This is a genomic window from Streptococcus oralis (genome assembly GCF_003943825.1).
Taxonomy (GTDB): Bacteria; Bacillota; Bacilli; order Lactobacillales; family Streptococcaceae; genus Streptococcus; species Streptococcus oralis_CD.
Genome location: NZ_RJNJ01000013.1, coordinates 1 through 19238 on the forward strand (window position 1 = coordinate 1; position 19238 = coordinate 19238).

The window sequence follows — 19238 nt, forward strand, 5'->3', positions numbered from 1 at the left end:
GGAAAAGTTTTACAATATTCAATTTACAGAACCTATCACTAATAGTAACCTAGAAGTTACTTTGTTTTTATTTAATAATGTTGAAAATCAATTTATTGAAATAAATAGTATGACTAATTACAAGTATGACTTAATAGATGGAGAATTTATTCGTATTAATAATAATAATGAGAAATTTGTAATGAATAATTTTTTACCATCAGATTTATATGAATCAGATGAATTTAAATAGTGGAAAAGAGTTAACTTTTCTTAAAAGAACATATTAAAGAATATTAAATTATAATTTTAAAAGAATTTCGAACTTTTTTCGCTAATTAAAAAATTGGAAAATATTTTGGTCAGCGCCAAGAATAATCAAAATTAGGACTTAACAAACTCTCTTTGTTAGGTCTTTTTTGTAGACTTGAAATAAAAGCGTTTTCCATAGATTCTTTTAGAAAAGATATTGCTAAAAGGTCTAAAAATTGATAGAATAAGGATTGTCTAAAAAAATTTAAGGAGAATCTATCAAATGGATTTTACATGGGCTATTAAATATGCCACAGAATTCTTGGGAACTGCTATTTTGATCATTCTTGGTAATGGTGCAGTTGCTAACGTTGAACTTAAAGGTACGAAAGGTCACCAAAGTGGCTGGCTCGTTATCGCGGTTGGTTATGGTATGGGGGTTATGATCCCAGCTTTGATGTTTGGTAATGTATCTGGTAACCACATCAACCCAGCTTTCACTCTTGGACTTGCTGTTAGTGGACTTTTCTCTTGGGAGCAAGTACCATATTACATCCTAGCACAAGTTTTAGGAGCAATCTTTGGTCAAGCTTTGGTTGTAGCGACTCACCGTCCTTACTACTTGAAGACAGAGAATCCTAACAATATCTTGGGTACCTTCTCAACAATTTCAAGCATTGACCACGGTACAAAAGAATCACGTTTTGCAGCTACTGTTAACGGCTTCCTCAATGAGTTTGTAGGTTCATTTGTTCTTTTCTTTGCAGCACTTGGTTTGACTAAAAACTTCTTTGGTGCTGAGGTTCTTCAATACATGAAACAAATGGCTACTCAAGCTGGACAAACTGTTGATTTAAGTGAATTGGCAGTGAAAGCTCAAGTAGCTCCACATACAGCTGCTGGAATCTCAGTTGCACACTTGGCACTTGGTTTCCTAGTAATGGCCTTGGTAACTTCACTTGGTGGACCTACTGGACCTGGTTTGAACCCAGCTCGTGACTTCGGACCACGTCTTCTTCACGAACTCCTTCCAAAATCAGTTCTTGGTCAACACAAGGGTGATTCAAAATGGTGGTATGCATGGGTTCCAGTTGTAGCTCCAATTTTAGCGGGTATTGCAGCAGTAGCACTATTCAAACTACTTTACCTATAAAAAATAAAACTGGGGAATCCCAGTTTTTTTGTTATAAAATTTTTAAATAAAATAGATATGGCTTGTAAAATATTCGAAAATCCTTTAAAATAAAAGAGTTGGAGGAATATATGAATGTGAATGAGATTGTTCGGATCGTTCCGACCTTGAAAGTTAATAATCGAAAATTAAATGAAAGTTTTTACATTGAAACCCTGGGGATGAAACCTTTGCTGGAAGAGTCTGCCTTTCTTTCCTTAGGCGACCAGACAGCTACGGAGAGATTGATTTTAGAAGAGGCTCCAAGCATGCGAACACGCAGAGTTGAAGGGCTTAAGAAGCTAGCTAGACTCTTGATAAAGGTTGAGAATCCTTCTGAAATCGAGGCCCTCCTTTCTCAGATGAAGTCTCTTCCTCGCTTATTTAAAGGTAACCGTGGGTATGCTTTTGAGATTGTTTCACCTGAAGAGGATGTGATCCTTGTTCATGCAGAAGATGATATAAGAGATTTGGTTCCACTGGAAACTGTTCCTGAATTTTATTCAAATACAAGTATAAAATACGTGAGCCAATTTGAGGTTTCTATGGAGTTGCGTTTACCTGAAGGGACAGAGAGTTTACTTGATCCTGAAGGAGTAGCACCAGTAATTACCTTTACTAAAGGGCAAGGACCAGATTTGGCTGTTGAAAACAATGTCACTTGGGACCTGACGATGTTAAAATTTTTAGTCAAGAATTTTGATCTAACCAGTCTTCGTCAGAAATTTGAAAAGACAGGCTACTTTGTCCCTAAGTCTGAAAAATTCTTCCTTGGTAAAGATACCAATAACATTGAATTGTGGTTTGAAGAAGCATGAAGTTGGAAAAAATTCTAAGAAAAATAGAAAATCAAATCGAGGCAGGGATTTATCCCGGGGCCTCTTTTGCGTATTATAAGGATGGTGAATGGAAAGAGTCTTATCTAGGATTGAGTGATCCAGAACGAGACTTGAAGACAGAAACCGGTTTGGTTTATGATTTGGCAAGTGTGAGTAAGATCGTGGGAGTGGGGACGGTTTTTACCTTCTTGTGGCAGCAGGGCAAATTAGATATTGATCGACCGGTGATGGATTTTTTACCGGAGTGTGATTATCCTGATATCACTATACGGCAACTTCTGACCCATGCCACAGACTTAGATCCCTTTATTCCCAATCGAGACAAGTTAAGTGCAGAGGAATTGAGAGAAGCCATGTTTCACCTCAACAGACGAGATCAGTCAGCCTTCCTATACTCTGACGTTCACTTTTTACTCTTGGGATTTCTTTTGGAAAAAATCTTTGACCAAGACTTGGATCAGATTATAGAAGAACAAGTTTTGGGACCATGGGGGATGAAGGAAACGATGTTTGGTCCTGTTGAGCAAGCTGTCCCAACAGTGAGAGGAGTAGAGGCCGGAATTATTCACGATCCCAAAGCCCGTCTACTAGGGAAACACGCTGGAAGTGCTGGTTTGTTTTCGACTGTTAAGGATCTGCAGATCTTCCTGGAACATTACTTGAAAGATGATTTTGCTGCAGAATTGAGCCGAAATTTTTCTCCCTTAGATGATAAGGAGCGGTCTCTATCATGGAACCTGGAGGGAGCTTGGCTCGACCATACGGGTTATACAGGTACCTTCATTATGTGGAATCGGGAGAAGCAAGAAGCTGCTATCTTTTTATCCAATCGAACGTATGAAAAGGATGAGCGTGCCCAGTGGATAGTTGACCGAAACCAAGTCATGGAAATGATTCGTCAAGAAGAGTAGGGGGAAGCATGTCAAAAATCGTAAAAGGAACTCTGTATACAGTAGTAGCAGGGATTGCTTGGGGCTTGTCTGGGACCAGTGGCCAATACCTGATGGCACACGGGATTTCTGCTTTAGTCTTGACCAATTTACGACTTATCATTGCAGGTCTGGCACTGGTAGTCTTATCCTATGCGACTTCAAAGGATAAACTCTATGCTTTTTTTAAAGACAGAAAAAGTCTACTATCTCTGTTACTATTTGCAGTTTTCGGGCTTTTCTTAAACCAGTTTGCCTATCTTTCTGCCATTCAGGAAACCAATGCTGGAACGGCGACAGTTCTCCAGTATGTATGCCCCGTTGGGATCTTGGTTTATACCTGTATGAAGGATAAGGTAGCTCCGACACTGGCTGAGATTATTTCGATTGGATTGGCTATAGGAGGAACTTTTCTGATTGCGACGCATGGGAAAGTCGACCAGTTGTCTGTCACACCTGCTGGACTTTTCTGGGGCCTCTTTTCTGCCCTAACCTATGCCCTCTATATTATCCTTCCCATCGCTTTGATTAAGAAGTGGGGCAGTATTTTGGTGATTGGTGTTGGGATGGTTATTTCTGGTGTAGTGGCTATTCCTTTCACAGGAGTCTTACAGGCCAGCATACCAACCAGCTTAGATTTTCTCTTTGCATTTGCTGGGATTATCATCATCGGAACGGTTTTTGCCTATACAGCTTTCCTAAAGGGAGCTAGTCTGATAGGCCCTGTTAAGTCTAGTTTATTAGCTTCCATAGAACCAATTTCTGCCGTTTTCTTTGCCTTTCTGATTATGAAGGAACAGTTTTATGCGATTGATTTTGTCGGTATGGCTATGATTTTACTAGCCGTGACCATTATTTCATTGAAAGATTTACTGTTGGAAATAAAGAGTAAGTAATTAAAAAATCCACTCAATCGAGTGGATTTTGTGTGTATAGATGATTAGTCTTTATTTTCGTGTGGCAAGATCAAGTTCAAGATGATTCCTGTCATGGCTGATAGAGCAGTACCTGAAAGTGTAACTGGGCCAAGTTTGAGGATAGCCCCACCAAGTCCAAGTACCAACATGGCACTGGCAATGATGAGGTTACGCATTTGACTGAAGTCAACACGTTCTTTAATCAAAACTTTCAAACCATTGCTGGCGATAACTCCGTAGAGAAGGATGGACATGCCACCAAGCACAGCATTTGGAATGGTTGAAATCAAGGCAGTGAATTTACCTAAGAAGCTAAGAGCAATGGCGATAAAGGCTGCGTTACGGATAACAGAGACAGAAGCGATACGAGTCATCCCGATAACTCCTGTATTTTCTCCGTAAGTCGTGTTAGCTGGTCCACCGAGGAAAGCAGATACAGATGTCGCGATACCGTCACCGAGAAGCGTACGGTGAAGTCCTGGTTCTTTTAGGAATTGACGGCCACAGATTTGGCTTAAAACTGTGTGGTCTCCGATGTGTTCTGAAATGGTTACAATAGCGATTGGCAAGATGGCGATTGTTTCGGGACCGAAGTACAAGTTGTACTCTTTAAAGGCACCACCAGTGCTAAATGGCAAGTAGAAACCAGGAATTTCAAACCAGTTGGCTTGAAGGACTGGGGTAAAGTCAACCAAACCAAGCATCATAGCGAAGATATACCCACCGATGATGGCAAAGAGGAAAGGAATGATACGAAGGAAACCTTTTCCTTTTGTATTGATAAAGGCGGCAATCAAGAATGTAACAACGGCTACAAGGGCGTTTTTCCAGTTTCCGTCTGCTACAAGTCCAGCATTCGTTACAGCAGAACCAGCAAGACCAAGACCGATAACGATAATCATAGGTCCGATAATGATTGGTGGCAAGAGTTTATCAATCCATTTCGTACCTGCAAAACGAACACTTGCTGCTACAAGGACATAGACAAAACCAGTCAGGATAACTCCAGTTTGAGCAGCAGAGACATCGCCTCCCATTTCTTTCATGGCTAGAGACATAGCTGTGATAAAGGCGAATGAAGAACCTAGATAAACTGGAACCTTAAAGCCAGTAGAAATCATGTAGATAAGTGTTCCAATACCGGAAGCGAAGAGAGCAACCGATACGGGCATTCCCAAAATTAAGGGAACGAGAATGGTTGCACCAAACATGGCAAATACGTGCTGGAAGCTTAGAAGAATACCTTTACCAGCAGAAGGACGTTGATCAACGTCTAGTAACAAGTCAACAGTTGATTCCTGTTTCATAAAAACCTCACTTTTGGGCACCAAAAAAGAGCCCATTATTTTGCAGCAATAGGCCCTCAGAGTAAGACTTTTTAAAAAATAGCTATCTTTTAAAAATTTATATAAATCTGCGCCTTCGTCACCTCACAGGATGACATTAAAAACCTTTGCTTGTGATAGTATAGCAGAAAAAAATGATTTTGTAAATCATTTTTTCCCGAGCCTGGAAATGGGAGAGCGAGGTTGATTTTGCAAATCATTTTTTCCCGAGCCTAGAAATGTAAGAGCGAGGCTGATTTTGTAAATCATTTTTTTTCCGAGCCCGGAAATGCGAGAGCGAGGTTTGATTTTGTAAATCATTTTTTCTCGAGCCTAGAAATGCGAGAGTGAGGTTCGTTTTGTAAACGAATTTTTCCCGAGCTCGGAAATGCGAGAGCGAGGTATGATTTTGTAAATTGTTTAAAGTGGGCGTTTGTTGGGCATGCCAGCCTTACGTGGATATTTATTTGGGGTTTCTTTTTTCTTTGCGACGACAGTGATGTAGCGCGGATCCCCATTTGGCAGGGCGTAGCTGAGGTTGTCCTCTACCTTACTAAAGAGGAGGTTAAGGGCATTCTTGGCTTCTAGCAATTCCTCAGGAGCATTGCTGGACTTGAGCGCCAGTAGTTTTCCACCAACTTTAAGATAGGGAATGGTCAGTTCAGACAAGACTTGCATACGGGCAACAGCACGAGCCGTCACCACATCAAACTGAGCACGGAAGTTCTTGTCTTGGGCAAAGTCTTCTGCCCGTCCATGGTAGAAGTGAACACCATCCAAATCCAACTCCTGAGCCAATAGTTGGAGGAAGTTGATGCGCTTATTGAGCGAATCAATGATGGTCACATCTAACTGAGGATAGAGGATTTTCATAGGAAGACTAGGAAATCCTGCCCCCGCTCCGATATCAAGAAGTTTGATAGTTTCATTTGAAATCAAGCCTTGCAGAATAGGTGCAATCGAATCATAAAAGTGCTTAAGGTAGACTTCTTCTTTGTCTGTAATAGCGGTTAGGTTAATCTTTTCATTCCACTCGACCAAGAGTTCAAAATACCGTTCAAATTGGTTCTTTTGCTGGTCCGAAAGTGGAAGATTTTGCTCAGCTAGTAGGCTGTAAAATGTTTCTGGTTTCATAGTAGTTTCCTTCTCTAGTATCATCTTATTTTACCATATTCGTTAAAATTTTGATATACTGGTAGTAATCTAAAAGCAGAAAGGAAAAAGATTATGACTTGGATTATTCTTGGAGTTTTGGCTCTGATTGTTATTTTTGTGATTGTTAGCTATAACGGTTTGGTTAAAAATCGTATGCAGACCAAGGAGGCTTGGAGCCAGATAGATGTTCAGTTGAAGCGTCGTAATGATCTCCTCCCAAACTTGATTGAAACAGTCAAAGGCTATGCGAAATATGAAGGTTCTACCTTGGAAAAAGTAACAGAACTTCGTAGACAAGTAGCCGCAGCAACTTCACCGGCAGAAGCTATGAAGGCCAGTGATGCCCTTACTCGCCAGATTTCTGGTATCTTTGCAGTAGCAGAGAATTACCCAGACTTGAAAGCTAGTGCTAACTTTATCAAATTACAAGAAGAGTTGACCAATACTGAAAATAAAATTTCTTACTCACGCCAACTCTACAACAGTGTTGTCAGCAACTACAATGTAAAACTTGAAAGTTTCCCAAGCAACATCATCGCAGGACTATTTGGATTTAAAGCTGCAGACTTCCTTCAAACACCTGAAGAGGAAAAGGCAGTTCCTAAAGTTGACTTTAGCGGTTTAGGTGACTAAGATGTTGTTTGATCAAATTGCGAGCAATAAACGAAAAACCTGGATTTTGTTGCTGGTTTTCTTCCTACTCTTGGCCTTGGTTGGTTATGCGGTTGGCTATCTCTTTATGCGCTCAGGTCTTGGTGGCATGATTATTGCCTTGATTATTGGCCTTATCTACGCTCTGACCATGATCTTTCAATCAACAGAGATTGTCATGTCTATGAATGGGGCGCGTGAGGTTGATGAGCAAACAGCACCAGACCTCTACCATGTAGTAGAGGATATGGCCATGGTCGCTCAGATTCCCATGCCACGTGTTTTCATCATTGAGGATTCATCTTTAAATGCCTTTGCAACAGGTTCGAATCCGCAGAATGCCGCAGTAGCAGCAACGTCGGGTCTCTTAGCTATCATGAATCGTGAGGAACTGGAAGCTGTTATGGGTCATGAAGTCAGTCATATCCGAAACTACGATATTCGCATTTCGACCATTGCTGTTGCCCTTGCCAGTGCCATTACCCTTCTGTCTAGTATGGCAGGACGGATGATGTGGTGGGGTGGGGCAGGTCGCAGACGGAGTGATAATGATCGCGATGGAAATGGTCTAGAGATTATCATGCTTGTCATCTCTCTCCTAGCAATTGTTTTGGCTCCCTTGGCAGCAACCTTGGTGCAATTAGCCATTTCCCGTCAGAGGGAATTTCTGGCGGATGCATCCAGTGTGGAGCTGACTCGTAATCCTCAAGGGATGATCAATGCCTTGCGTAAGTTGGAAAATAGCGAGCCGATGCATCACCATGTTGACGATGCCAGTAGCGCTCTTTATATCAATGATCCCAAGAAAGGTGGGGGGCTACAAAAACTCTTTTATACCCACCCACCTATCTCAGAACGAGTCGAACGCTTGAAACAAATGTAAAAAAATCCAGAGGTCGTCTCTGGATTTTTGCTTTTAGTATCTCGCTTTTAACTTGTTATCTCTCCCAAAAATAGTATAATATATGTAATTCTATATAATTGAGGTGAATGATGTATAAGCGCTGGATGACGTTTTTCTTGATTTTGATTTTTATGCCAATTCATTTGAGTATAGCAGAGAAAATCATGCGAACAAATTCATTAACGCTATCAATCCTTTTTACCCTCGTTGAACTTGCATTATTTTTATATGTAGGAAAAAAGTATGACTTGTTTCACATTCGGAAAATCCGCCTAAAAGATATTCTAAAATGTTTTCTTTCATACGCCTTACTTTTCCTGTTTTATATTATGGTCAATTTTTTAGGCCCTACCCAATCAGACACAACTCAAACTGTGCAAAGTTTATCACTTTCATGGTCTGTACTTTTTGTGGATCTCTGTGTTTTGGCACCTGTCACGGAAGAAATCTTTATGCGAGGTATGTTACAGGGGATAGTATTTAAGAATACATATTTTGGATTGTTTGCCACATCGCTTCTTTTTGCTTATCTTCATGGTCCCTATACTATTCCTAGCTTTATCAGCTATTTAGGTATGGGATTTGCATTTGGGGTAAGGTATAAGACTTCTGACAACCTATGGAATTCCATTCTTTTGCATGTCTTCAATAATCTGGTTGCATTTTGCTTTTTGTACATGAGATAATGCTACATTAGAATGCTTTGAGCTGTAAGATAATAAAAAATGATTTCTAGCTTATACAATTTAAACAAAAGTCAGAGCATAATCTGTCAGATTGACGATGCCAGCAGCGCTCTTTATATCAATGATCCGAAGAAAGGTGGCGGACTTCAAAAACTCTTTTATACCCACCTACCTATCTCAGAACGAATCGAACGCTTGAAACAGATGTAAAAAAATCCAGAGAAATCTCTCTGGATTTTTGCTATGTTCAACATTTATAAATCTTGTAAATCAACAACTTCCAAACCATTTTCTGTCAAACGATAGATACTCGTACAGACCTCTTTTAAGAAGCGTCTGTCATGCGAAACAGTGATTAGACCGCCTGGATAGGAGGCAAAGAGTTTTCTGATTTCTGGTTGAGAAGTTGGAGAAAAGTTTCGTGTGGGTTCATCCAGAAGGAGAAAGTTTGGTTTTCGCAGAACTAAATTCAAAAGAAGGAGTTTACCTTGTTGACCTCCAGATAAGGAGTGGATTTGGTGGTGCATCTCTGGATAGCTGAAATTAAGACTAGCTAAGTGAGATTGGATTTTCTGTATTTCCTCTTTGTGTCCAGTTTGGCTGAGATAGGCTACTGGAGATAGATCTAATTGTAGTTTTTTATGGTAATCTTGTGGCATAAAACCAAGTGAAATCTCTCTTTTGGCGCTTAGTAGTTGTTGCAACTTGGCTAACAGAGTTGATTTTCCAGCACCATTTGGCCCGATGATACCGATTTTATCTTGGCCATGGACCGTTAGTCGTAACTCCTGAGCTAAAATGCGCTGGCCAATGGACAAATTTTCTTTTTCCAGTTGGACTAATACTTTAGAAGCCGGTAATGGTTGGATGTCTGAAAAGAAGAGTTGGATTTGTTCCTCTTCAAGTGGCTTTTGTGTCATGGACTGAGCTTCCTTTTCAAAGCGTTTTTCTTGAGAGAGAACAGTTTTCATCTTTTTAGCCAATAGGCGACCGGCAGTACTGTCTTTGGTAGCTCGAAGTGCAGTTTCTACATTTTGCTTGACTCGGCGATGTTTTTCCATGGTTTTGTCATAGGCTCTCTGGTCGTTAGCAGCTTGCTGACTTTGTCTGGCAAAATTAGCCTTTCTCTGCTCACTATAGCGATCATAGTCTAAATGCTCGACTAGCGTTTCCGCTTCTTTCCGATGCTTGACCAGTCGCAAGTGGACAATAGTATCAGCCGTTTGAGAAAGAAAGTCTTCATCATGGGAAATGAAAATAACAGTTTGCCTAATTTTTCGAATCTGCCTTTTTAGCCAATCAACCGTCTCAAGGTCTAGGTCATTTGAAGGTTCATCTAAAAATAGAACCTCAAAAGGTTTGGCCAATTCATGGATGAGCTGAATTTTCAAAGCTTCACCACCCGAGAGACTACCAATTTCTTGATCACTTGCAAAACGACTGCTGTCAAAGTGTAATTCATCAGACAAGCGATAGAGAAGGCTGTAGTCCAAATCTGTAGACTCTAAAAAGAAGTAGTCCTGCAGAGATTTTTTTTTCAGTTCTTCAGGGAGATGTTGGGGAATGTAGGCCAGAGACTGAAGGTCACACTGGATTTCTCCCCTGATAGAGAAATCAGCTAATTTTTCTCCCATTAAAGTTCGCAGTAAGGTTGATTTTCCATTGCCTTCTTCGCCAATAATAGCGACTTTTTCTCCGTCTTGGATGGTAATGTTTAAATCGGAAACAAGGTCTCTTAAATCTTTGTTTTGTGTGATGGTCAGATGATTGATTTTTATCATATTATTGCCCTTTCTAGAATGTCCATATTGCATAACAAAAAGCTCTACTTTACCTAGTAGAGCCAATCGTCTATGTCAAAAAAACTCTTTTAAAAGGGCTGAAAATCCAGCAAAAAAAGAGCACATAAAAAGAGACAGAAACAAGATCTACTAAATAAAGGTTCTTTATTTGATAGACTTAGTTGTTCATGTCTCCCTTACCTCCGAGTATTGTTGAAATCATCATACTCTTTTTGAGAAAATTTGTCAAGATTAAGCCAGAAAACCCTCTATTTTTAAAAACCAAAAACAGGTCCATAGAGTGTCAAAACGTGCTTAACGTGATCGTAGTGAAACTTATCATAGTTTCGCCAAGCAGTGCGAGCCTGGTCATTTAATTTCAGTGAGCCAAGTCCAATCAAAAGACTAGTCCGTTGGTAAAAGCTTTCCAGTTCAATTAAGATAGCATTGTCTAATTTCACAGATTTTTTAAGTTCTCTGAGAATTTCGTCTATATTTTGCTGTAAGCGTAGATCATCAGGCAATCCCTGTTTACAACTTTGTATTGTTTGGTTTAATTCTGAAACGAGCTGATAGGCTTCAGCTAAAAGAACTTTGTCTTCCATATGAGCGTCCTCCTTTGCTCATCTATTGATGCCTATAGTATAGCACAAAAAATAAAATTGTCATAATAAATTTATCAAAAAATGATAAAAATTAAATCAAGGTCTGGAGCGGTTAAATTAAGTGATTTCATGGTATAATCAAGTGAGTAAATCTTTATGGAGGAAGTATGAAATTAAATATCCAAGAAATTCGTAAGCAGCCTGAAGGCTTGCACTTTGAGCAAACTCTAGACTTGTCAGCTGACTTACGTGACCGTAATCAAGAAATTTTAGATGTAAAAGATATCCAAGCACTAGGGAAAGTTCAGTACGAAGACCGTATGTTTTTCTTGGACTATCTCTTATCTTATACAATCGTTTTAGCTTCTAGTCGTAGCATGGAACCGGTAGAATTGAAAGAATCATATCCAGTTACGGAAGTCTTTATGGAAGGTGCTACCAATCAATTGGACCAAGAAGTGCTAGATGATGACTTAGTTTTACCGATCGAAAATGGAGAAATCGACCTTGCTGAGAGTGTTTCAGATAATATCTTGCTCAATATTCCAATCAAGGTCTTAACAGCTGAGGAAGAAGCTGGTCAAGGATTTGTTTCTGGAAATGACTGGCAAATCATGACTGAGGAAGAATATCAAGCTCAACAAGCAGTTAAGAAAGAAGAAAATAGTCCTTTTGCAGAGTTGCAAGGGCTGTTTGACGGAGATGAGTAGATGGTTTTATCCAAAAAACGTGCACGTCATGTCATAGAAGAAATCATTGCTCTTTTTCCTGATGCGAAACCAAGTCTAGATTTTCGCAATCATTTTGAATTGCTAGTTGCAGTCATGTTGTCTGCTCAAACGACAGATGCGGCAGTAAACAAAGCGACTCCAGCTCTTTTTGAAGCCTTCCCTACGCCTCAAGCCATGGCAGATGCCAGTGAGAGTGAAATTTCTAAACATATTTCTCGTCTAGGTCTTTATCGAAACAAAGCAAAATTCCTCAAAAAATGTGCCCAGCAACTACTGGATGATTTTGATGGTCAAGTCCCTCAGACTAGAGAAGAATTAGAGAGTTTAGCAGGAGTTGGTCGTAAAACAGCTAACGTAGTTTTGAGCGTGGGATTCGGTATTCCGGCCTTTGCAGTTGATACTCACGTAGAGCGAATCTGTAAACACCACGATATTGTAAAAAAATCAGCTACACCACTTGAAGTTGAAAAACGTGTCATGGATGTCTTGCCACCAGAAAAGTGGTTGGTGGCGCATCAAGCCATGATTTACTTTGGTCGTGCTATCTGTCATCCGAAAAATCCAGAATGTGATCACTATCCACAGTTATACGATTTTAGTTCATTATAAGGCTTAGCATTGAATGTTTTTACTTGCTTTGAACTAGGCTTTGTGATATAGTAAGGACAATAAAATATTCCTTTAAACCTGTCCCGTGAGGCAGGCAAGGAGCTCGATAAAGTAGAAGGGTAAGTCTATACTGTTTGCAGTATGGCTCGCTTAGTTATACATTCTCAAGTCTCCTTGTGTAAGGAGACTTTTCTTTTTGGAGGTTTGTCATGAAGACAAAAGAAGTTGTAGACGAATTAACCGTCAAGCGAGCAATTACGCGTATCACTTATGAAATTATCGAACGCAACAAAGATTTGAATAAAATCATTTTAGCGGGAATTAAAACACGTGGTGTCTTTATTGCTCACCGTATTCAAGAACGCTTGGAACAATTGGAAAACATCTCAGTTCCTGTTGTAGAATTAGATACTAAACCTTTCCGCGACGATGTTAAGAGTGGTGAGGATACTTCATTAATTTCTGTCGATGTAACAGACCGCGAGGTCATCTTGGTGGATGACGTACTTTATACAGGTCGTACAATTCGAGCTGCTATCGATAACATTGTCGGACATGGTCGTCCAGCGCGCGTGAGTCTTGCGGTGCTAGTTGACCGTGGACACAGAGAATTGCCAATTCGTCCAGATTACGTTGGGAAAAATATTCCAACCAGTCGTTCTGAAGAAATCATCGTTGAGATGACAGAACTTGATGGCCAAGATAGAGTTTTGATTACTGAAGAAGCTTAAGAGCTAAAGGAGTAGCCATGTCAGAAAATCAACAAGCATTGAACCATGTGGTGTCCATGGAAGACCTTACGGTTGATCAAGTGATGAAATTGATCAAACGAGGAATCGAGTTTAAAAACGGAGCCCAACTTCCCTACGAAAACAAACCTATTGTGTCTAATCTCTTCTTTGAGGATTCTACACGAACACATAAGTCCTTTGAAGTGGCAGAAATTAAACTGGGGCTGGAGCGACTGGACTTTGATGTGAAGACTAGCTCGGTCAATAAGGGTGAGACACTTTATGATACCATCTTGACCCTATCTGCTCTAGGAGTGGATGTCTGTGTGATTCGCCACCCAGAGGTCGACTATTACAGAGAGTTGATTGCGAGTCCGTCGATTACGACTTCCATTATCAATGGTGGTGATGGTTCGGGACAACATCCTAGCCAGAGCTTGCTTGATTTGATGACTATTTATGAGGAATTTGGCCACTTTGAGGGTCTCAAGGTTGCTATTGCAGGCGACTTGGATCACTCACGCGTTGCCAAATCCAATATGCAGATTTTGAAACGCTTGGGAGCTGAACTGTACTTTGCAGGACCTGAGGAATGGAGAAGTCAAGAGTTTGCGGACTATGGACAGTTTGTAACTATTGATGAGATTGTTGATCAGGTGGATGTTTTGATGTTACTCCGAGTTCAACATGAACGCCACGAAAGTGGAGCGGTCTTTTCAAAAGAAGACTACCATGCTCAACACGGTTTGAACCAAGAACGCTATAATCGCTTAAAAGAAACAGCAATCATTATGCATCCTGCTCCAGTGAATCGAGATGTGGAAATTGCTGACCACTTGGTTGAAGCACCAAAATCACGCATTGTCCAACAAATGACCAATGGTGTCTTTGTTCGAATGGCAATCTTAGAATCCGTATTGGCGAGTAGAAGCGCCAACTAAAACACAAGACGTTAAAAGACGCCAGTGAGCGTCCACGAGAGGTGAAAATATGACAAAAAGACTTCTAGTATTAGAAGATGGCACAGTTTTTGAAGGCAAGGCCTTCGGAGCAGATATTGATGTAACAGGTGAGATCGTCTTTAACACAGGGATGACCGGCTACCAAGAATCCATTACAGACCAGTCTTATAATGGACAAATCTTGACTTTCACTTATCCTTTGGTGGGAAATTATGGAATTAACCGTGATGATTATGAATCCATCATTCCAACTTGTAAGGGAGTTGTCGTTTTCGAAGAGGCGCGTCGAGCTAGCAACTGGCGCAACCAAATGACCTTGGATGAATTTTTGAAAGCCAAGAAAATTCCAGGTATCTCAGGGATTGATACGCGTGCACTTACCAAGATTATCCGTAAGCATGGTACGATGCGTGCAACCTTGACCCATGTTGGAGACAGTATGGACCATGTGACGGACCAGCTCCAAGCAACAGTCTTGCCGACAGACAATATCAAGCAGGTTTCTACTAAAACTTCCTATCCAGCTCCAGGTGTTGGTTTGAGTGTGGTCTTAGTAGACTTTGGTCTCAAGCACTCAATCCTACGTGAACTTTCTAAGCGTAACTGTAACGTTACGGTTGTTCCGTATTCAACAACAGCGGAAGAAATTCTCCACCTAAATCCAGATGGAGTTATGTTGTCAAATGGTCCAGGTAACCCAGAAGACGTTCCAGAAGCACTGGACATGATTCGTGGTGTGCAAGGAAAAATTCCAATTTTCGGTATTTGTATGGGACACCAACTTTTTGCCATGGCAAATGGGGCTAAGACCTACAAGATGAAATTTGGTCACCGCGGATTTAACCACGCAGTACGTGAAATTGCAACAGGACGCGTAGACTTTACCAGTCAGAACCATGGTTATGCAGTCAGCCGTGAGGATTTGCCAGAGCACTTGATCATCACCCACGAAGAAATCAATGACAAGTCAGTTGAAGGAGTTCGCCACAGATACCAACCAGGTTTCTCTGTACAATTCCACCCAGACGCAGCTCCTGGTCCACACGACGCTAGCTACCTATTTGACGAGTTTATTGAGATGATGGAAGCCTTTAAACAATCAAATTAAGAACGAGCAAAAGCTCGTCGGAGAATTTATGTAACTGAACACGGACGGAAAGCTCGGAATTTAGAGAAACCAACTTGGATTGTCAATCCTTCCTTGGTTTCCTAAAATTCAATCGCTTTCTATTCGTCCTTTGTATCTTATTTAATGGCAACCAGAGAGTTGCCGAATAGAAAGGCAGGTCGTTTCTTTTAGTCGCTATTGGGCGAACTAAAAACTCCCTGCACTAGATTTTTTATCGAAAAATATCGTTTCTCTAAAAAATCGTCGGAGAATTTATTTAATGTCGCTCTGTGAGGCGACGAATAGAAAGGCAGGTCGTTTCTTTTAGTCGCTATCAGGCGAACTAAAAACTCCCTGCACTAGATTTTTTATCGAAAAATATCGTTTCTCTAAAAAATCGTCGGAGAATTTATTTAATGGCAACCAGAGAGTTGCCGAATAGAAAGGAGAAGGGCAATCCGTATTTGCTGAACTGAATACGGGCTACGGACGGTGCTAAAAAGATAGTTATTCCTAGAACTGACAGTTCTTCGTCATAACTCCTATTTTAGCTTTGTCCGCTTGACGCCCTTAATATCTTATAAATGCCTAAACGTACTGATATTCAAAAAATTATGGTGATTGGTTCTGGTCCGATTATTATTGGTCAGGCTGCTGAGTTTGACTACGCGGGGACCCAGGCCTGCTTGTCTTTGAAAGAGGAAGGTTATGAAGTTGTCTTGGTGAACTCAAACCCTGCCACCATCATGACGGACAAGGAGATTGCGGACAAGGTCTACATCGAACCGATCACACTCGAGTTTGTGACACGTATTCTCCGTAAGGAACGTCCAGATGCTTTGCTTCCAACTCTTGGAGGTCAGACAGGGCTCAATATGGCCATGGAATTGTCTAAGAATGGTATCCTAGATGAGCTCGGTGTCGAACTTCTAGGTACTAAATTGTCTGCCATCGACCAAGCAGAGGACCGTGACCTCTTTAAACAATTGATGGAAGAGCTTGAGCAGCCAATTCCAGAATCTGAAATTGTCAACACAGTGGAAGAAGCTGTTGCCTTTGCGACATCAATCAGCTACCCAGTTATCGTTCGTCCAGCTTTCACACTTGGTGGTACTGGTGGTGGTATGTGTGCCAACGAGGAAGAATTGCGTGAAATCGCTGAAAATGGGTTGAAACTGTCACCTGTTACCCAATGTTTGATTGAACGTTCAATCGCAGGTTTCAAAGAAATCGAGTACGAAGTCATGCGCGATTCAGCTGACAATGCCCTCGTTGTTTGTAACATGGAAAACTTTGACCCCGTTGGGATTCACACAGGGGATTCCATCGTATTTGCTCCTGCGCAAACCATGTCAGACTATGAAAACCAAATGCTACGTGACGCGAGCTTGAGCATTATTCGTGCCCTCAAGATTGAAGGTGGGTGTAACGTTCAGCTAGCCCTTGATCCACATAGCTTCAAGTACTATGTTATCGAAGTAAACCCTCGTGTATCGCGTTCGTCAGCGCTTGCTTCTAAGGCAACTGGTTATCCGATTGCCAAATTGGCTGCCAAGATTGCAGTTGGTTTAACCCTGGATGAGGTCATCAACCCAGTTACAGGTTCAACCTATGCCATGTTTGAACCAGCCCTTGACTACGTGGTTGCGAAAATTCCACGTTTCCCATTTGACAAGTTTGAAAAGGGTGAGCGTCGTCTTGGTACTCAGATGAAGGCAACTGGAGAAGTCATGGCTATCGGTCGTAACATCGAGGAGTCACTTCTTAAAGCTTGTCGTTCACTTGAAATTGGGGTTCACCACAATGAAATGCCTGAACTAGCATCTGTTTCGGATGATGCCTTGATTGAAAAGGTTGTGAAAGCCCAAGATGACCGTCTCTTCTATGTATCAGAGGCTATTCGCCGTGGTTACACTCCAGAAGAAATTGCTGAATTGACTAAGATTGATATCTTCTATCTGGATAAACTTTTGCACATCTTTGAAATTGAGCAAGAATTGGGTGCCCATCCACAAGATCTAGAAGTCTTGAAAACTGCTAAACTTAATGGTTTCTCAGACCGCAAGATTGCGGAGCTTTGGGAAACGACAGCTGACCAAGTTCGCCAACTTCGTTTGGAAAACAAGATTGTCCCAGTTTACAAGATGGTCGATACCTGTGCGGCAGAATTCGACTCTGAAACACCATATTTCTATTCAACCTATGGTTGGGAAAACGAGTCTATCAAGTCTGACAAGGAATCTGTACTTGTCCTAGGTTCAGGTCCAATCCGTATCGGACAAGGGGTTGAGTTTGACTACGCAACCGTTCACTCTGTTAAGGCGATTCAGGCTGCTGGTTATGAAGCGATCATCATGAACTCAAATCCAGAGACCGTTTCTACCGACTTCTCGGTATCAGACAAACTTTACTTTGAACCATTGACATTCGAAGATGTCATGAATGTCATTGATTTGGAGCAACCAAAAGGCGTTATCGTGCAGTTTGGTGGTCAAACAGCTATCAACCTTGCAGAGCCCCTGGCAAAAGCAGGTGTGACCATTCTTGGTACCCAAGTAGCTGACTTGGACCGTGCCGAAGACCGTGACCTCTTTGAGCAAGCCCTTAAAGACTTGGATATTCCACAGCCACCAGGTCAAACGGCTACCAATGAAGAAGAAGCTGTGCTTGCTGCTCGCAAGATTGGTTTCCCAGTTCTCGTTCGTCCATCTTATGTCTTGGGTGGACGTGCTATGGAAATCGTAGAAAACGAAAAAGACCTTCGTTCTTACATGCGTACCGCTGTTAAGGCTAGTCCAGACCATCCAGTCCTTGTCGATTCTTACATCGTTGGGCAAGAGTGTGAAGTCGATGCCATCTCAGACGGGGAAAATGTTCTCATCCCTGGTATCATGGAACATATCGAACGTGCCGGTGTCCACTCAGGTGACTCAATGGCCGTTTATCCTCCACAAACCTTGTCTCAAAAGGTTCAGGAAACTATCGCAGACTACACCAAACGCCTAGCAATCGGTCTTAATTGTCTTGGGATGATGAACATCCAGTTTGTCATCAAGGATGAGAAAGTCTATGTTATTGAGGTCAATCCACGTGCCAGCCGTACGGTGCCATTCCTTTCTAAGGTAACCAATATTCCTATGGCTCAGGTAGCGACTAAGCTCATTCTTGGTCAAAGTCTTAAAGAACTGGGTTACCAAGATGGACTTTATCCAGAAAGCACTCGCGTTCATATCAAGGCACCAGTCTTCTCCTTTACGAAACTAGCTAAGGTAGACAGCTTGCTCGGGCCTGAAATGAAGTCAACAGGGGAAGTTATGGGTTCTGATACTACTCTTGAAAAAGCTCTCTACAAGGCTTTTGAAGCTTCCTACCTACACTTGCCAACCTTTGGGAATGTTGTCTTTACCATTGCTGATGATGCCAAAGATGAAGCCTTGGACTTGGCTCGTCGTTTCCAAAATATCGGTTATGGTATCCTCGCGACAGAAGGGACAGCAGCCTTCTTTGCCAGTCATGGACTCGAAGCCCAACCTGTTGGTAAGATTGGTGACGATGAACAGGATATCCCAAGCTATGTCCGTAAAGGAAAAATCCAAGCGATCATCAATACTGTTGGAACCAAACGAACTGCTGACGAAGATGGTGAGCAAATTCGCCGTTCGGCTATTGAACACGGTGTGCCACTCTTTACAGCCCTAGACACAGCAGATGCCATGCTCAAGGTGCTAGAAAGCCGTAGTTTTGTCACAGAAGCGATCTAGTTGAGAAAGATTTTTCACAGTTTTAAAGCCAGCGTCAGAAAACGCTGGCTTTTATAATACTGATATTGCTTATTTCAACTATCATTTCTTTTCTTAGGAATCATTCCAAAATGTGATATAATAAGGGTGAATTGGAAATAGG

General features: G+C 41.4%; 18 protein-coding genes and 1 pseudogene. 15 read left to right on the top strand and 4 right to left on the bottom strand.

Going from position 1 to position 19238, the window contains the following annotated elements; all coding sequences use genetic code 11:
• The 5 genes from D8863_RS11160 to D8863_RS09505 form a co-directional block, all read left to right on the top strand.
• Nucleotides 1-232, top strand: a 232-nt coding sequence (locus D8863_RS11160; protein WP_221763085.1) for a hypothetical protein, incomplete at its 5' end; no start/stop codon positions are given.
• A 282-nt stretch (nt 233-514) separates the two neighbouring features.
• Complete coding sequence (gla, locus tag D8863_RS09490; protein ID WP_049490782.1) at nt 515-1384, top strand: aquaglyceroporin Gla; 870 nt, start codon at nt 515-517, stop codon at nt 1382-1384.
• Between the two features lie 110 nt (nt 1385-1494).
• The gene (locus tag D8863_RS09495) at nt 1495-2220 is read left to right on the top strand and encodes a CppA N-terminal domain-containing protein (protein ID WP_049479072.1); all 726 of its coding nucleotides are present in this window, start codon (nt 1495-1497) and stop codon (nt 2218-2220) included.
• Nucleotides 2217-3152, top strand: a complete 936-nt coding sequence (locus D8863_RS09500) for a serine hydrolase domain-containing protein (protein WP_125441767.1) — start codon at nt 2217-2219, stop codon at nt 3150-3152. Before D8863_RS09495 ends, D8863_RS09500 begins: the two co-directional genes overlap by 4 nt.
• Nucleotides 3153-3160: 8 nt before the next feature.
• The gene (locus D8863_RS09505; protein ID WP_125441768.1) at nt 3161-4066 is read left to right on the top strand and encodes a DMT family transporter; all 906 of its coding nucleotides are present in this window, start codon (nt 3161-3163) and stop codon (nt 4064-4066) included.
• A 44-nt stretch (nt 4067-4110) separates the two neighbouring features.
• Here the strand turns inward: D8863_RS09505 and D8863_RS09510 are convergent, their stop codons facing one another.
• Together D8863_RS09510 and rsmG are read right to left on the bottom strand one after the other, a co-directional pair.
• Nucleotides 4111-5394 carry a uracil-xanthine permease family protein gene (locus tag D8863_RS09510; RefSeq protein ID WP_049506041.1) on the bottom strand — a complete coding sequence of 428 codons (1284 nt, stop codon included), beginning with the start codon at nt 5392-5394 and terminating at the stop codon, nt 4111-4113.
• 438 nt (nt 5395-5832) lie between these two features.
• The gene (rsmG, locus tag D8863_RS09515) at nt 5833-6546 is read right to left on the bottom strand and encodes a 16S rRNA (guanine(527)-N(7))-methyltransferase RsmG (RefSeq protein WP_125441769.1); all 714 of its coding nucleotides are present in this window, start codon (nt 6544-6546) and stop codon (nt 5833-5835) included.
• A gap of 93 nt (nt 6547-6639) precedes the next feature.
• On the opposite strand from rsmG, the gene D8863_RS09520 reads away from it, so the two are divergent.
• The 4 genes and pseudogenes from D8863_RS09520 to D8863_RS09535 form a co-directional block, all read left to right on the top strand.
• A complete protein-coding gene (locus D8863_RS09520; RefSeq protein WP_000219838.1) occupies nt 6640-7200 on the top strand; it encodes a LemA family protein in 561 nt (186 codons plus the stop codon).
• Between the two features lies 1 nt (nt 7201).
• On the top strand, nt 7202-8101 hold the full coding sequence (htpX, locus tag D8863_RS09525) for a zinc metalloprotease HtpX (RefSeq protein ID WP_125441770.1): 900 nt from the start codon (nt 7202-7204) through the stop codon (nt 8099-8101).
• 107 nt (nt 8102-8208) lie between these two features.
• Nucleotides 8209-8808, top strand: a complete 600-nt coding sequence (locus tag D8863_RS09530) for a CPBP family intramembrane glutamic endopeptidase (RefSeq protein ID WP_260469779.1) — start codon at nt 8209-8211, stop codon at nt 8806-8808.
• A 90-nt stretch (nt 8809-8898) separates the two neighbouring features.
• Nucleotides 8899-9018 (top strand): annotated as a pseudogene (locus D8863_RS09535) (zinc metalloprotease HtpX); the annotation flags it as partial.
• Nucleotides 9019-9062: 44 nt separating this feature from the next.
• Here the strand turns inward: D8863_RS09535 and D8863_RS09540 are convergent.
• Together D8863_RS09540 and D8863_RS09545 are read right to left on the bottom strand one after the other, a co-directional pair.
• Entirely contained in the window at nt 9063-10622 is a 1560-nt protein-coding gene (locus tag D8863_RS09540; protein ID WP_125441771.1) for an ATP-binding cassette domain-containing protein, read from the bottom strand.
• 242 nt (nt 10623-10864) lie between these two features.
• The gene (locus D8863_RS09545) at nt 10865-11194 is read right to left on the bottom strand and encodes a helicase BlpT (RefSeq protein WP_125441772.1); all 330 of its coding nucleotides are present in this window, start codon (nt 11192-11194) and stop codon (nt 10865-10867) included.
• A gap of 167 nt (nt 11195-11361) precedes the next feature.
• Between D8863_RS09545 and D8863_RS09550 the strand changes: the two genes are divergently transcribed.
• The 6 genes from D8863_RS09550 to carB all read left to right on the top strand — a co-directional run bounded on the left by D8863_RS09550 (nt 11362) and on the right by carB (nt 19096).
• Entirely contained in the window at nt 11362-11904 is a 543-nt protein-coding gene (locus D8863_RS09550) for a YceD family protein (protein ID WP_125441773.1), read from the top strand.
• Nucleotides 11905-12534 (top strand): endonuclease III, encoded by a 630-nt coding sequence (gene nth, locus D8863_RS09555; protein WP_125441774.1) that lies wholly within the window; start codon nt 11905-11907, stop codon nt 12532-12534.
• Nucleotides 12535-12743: 209 nt separating this feature from the next.
• On the top strand, nt 12744-13265 hold the full coding sequence (gene pyrR, locus D8863_RS09560; protein WP_000850019.1) for a bifunctional pyr operon transcriptional regulator/uracil phosphoribosyltransferase PyrR: 522 nt from the start codon (nt 12744-12746) through the stop codon (nt 13263-13265).
• A 17-nt stretch (nt 13266-13282) separates the two neighbouring features.
• Nucleotides 13283-14206: an aspartate carbamoyltransferase catalytic subunit gene (locus D8863_RS09565; protein ID WP_125441775.1), complete on the top strand. Its 924-nt coding sequence runs from the start codon at nt 13283-13285 to the stop codon at nt 14204-14206.
• Nucleotides 14207-14255: 49 nt separating this feature from the next.
• Nucleotides 14256-15335: a carbamoyl phosphate synthase small subunit gene (locus D8863_RS09570; protein WP_000166848.1), complete on the top strand. Its 1080-nt coding sequence runs from the start codon at nt 14256-14258 to the stop codon at nt 15333-15335.
• Nucleotides 15336-15919: 584 nt separating this feature from the next.
• The gene (gene carB, locus D8863_RS09575; RefSeq protein WP_125441776.1) at nt 15920-19096 is read left to right on the top strand and encodes a carbamoyl-phosphate synthase large subunit; all 3177 of its coding nucleotides are present in this window, start codon (nt 15920-15922) and stop codon (nt 19094-19096) included.
• The last annotated feature ends 142 nt before the right edge of the window (nt 19097-19238 follow it).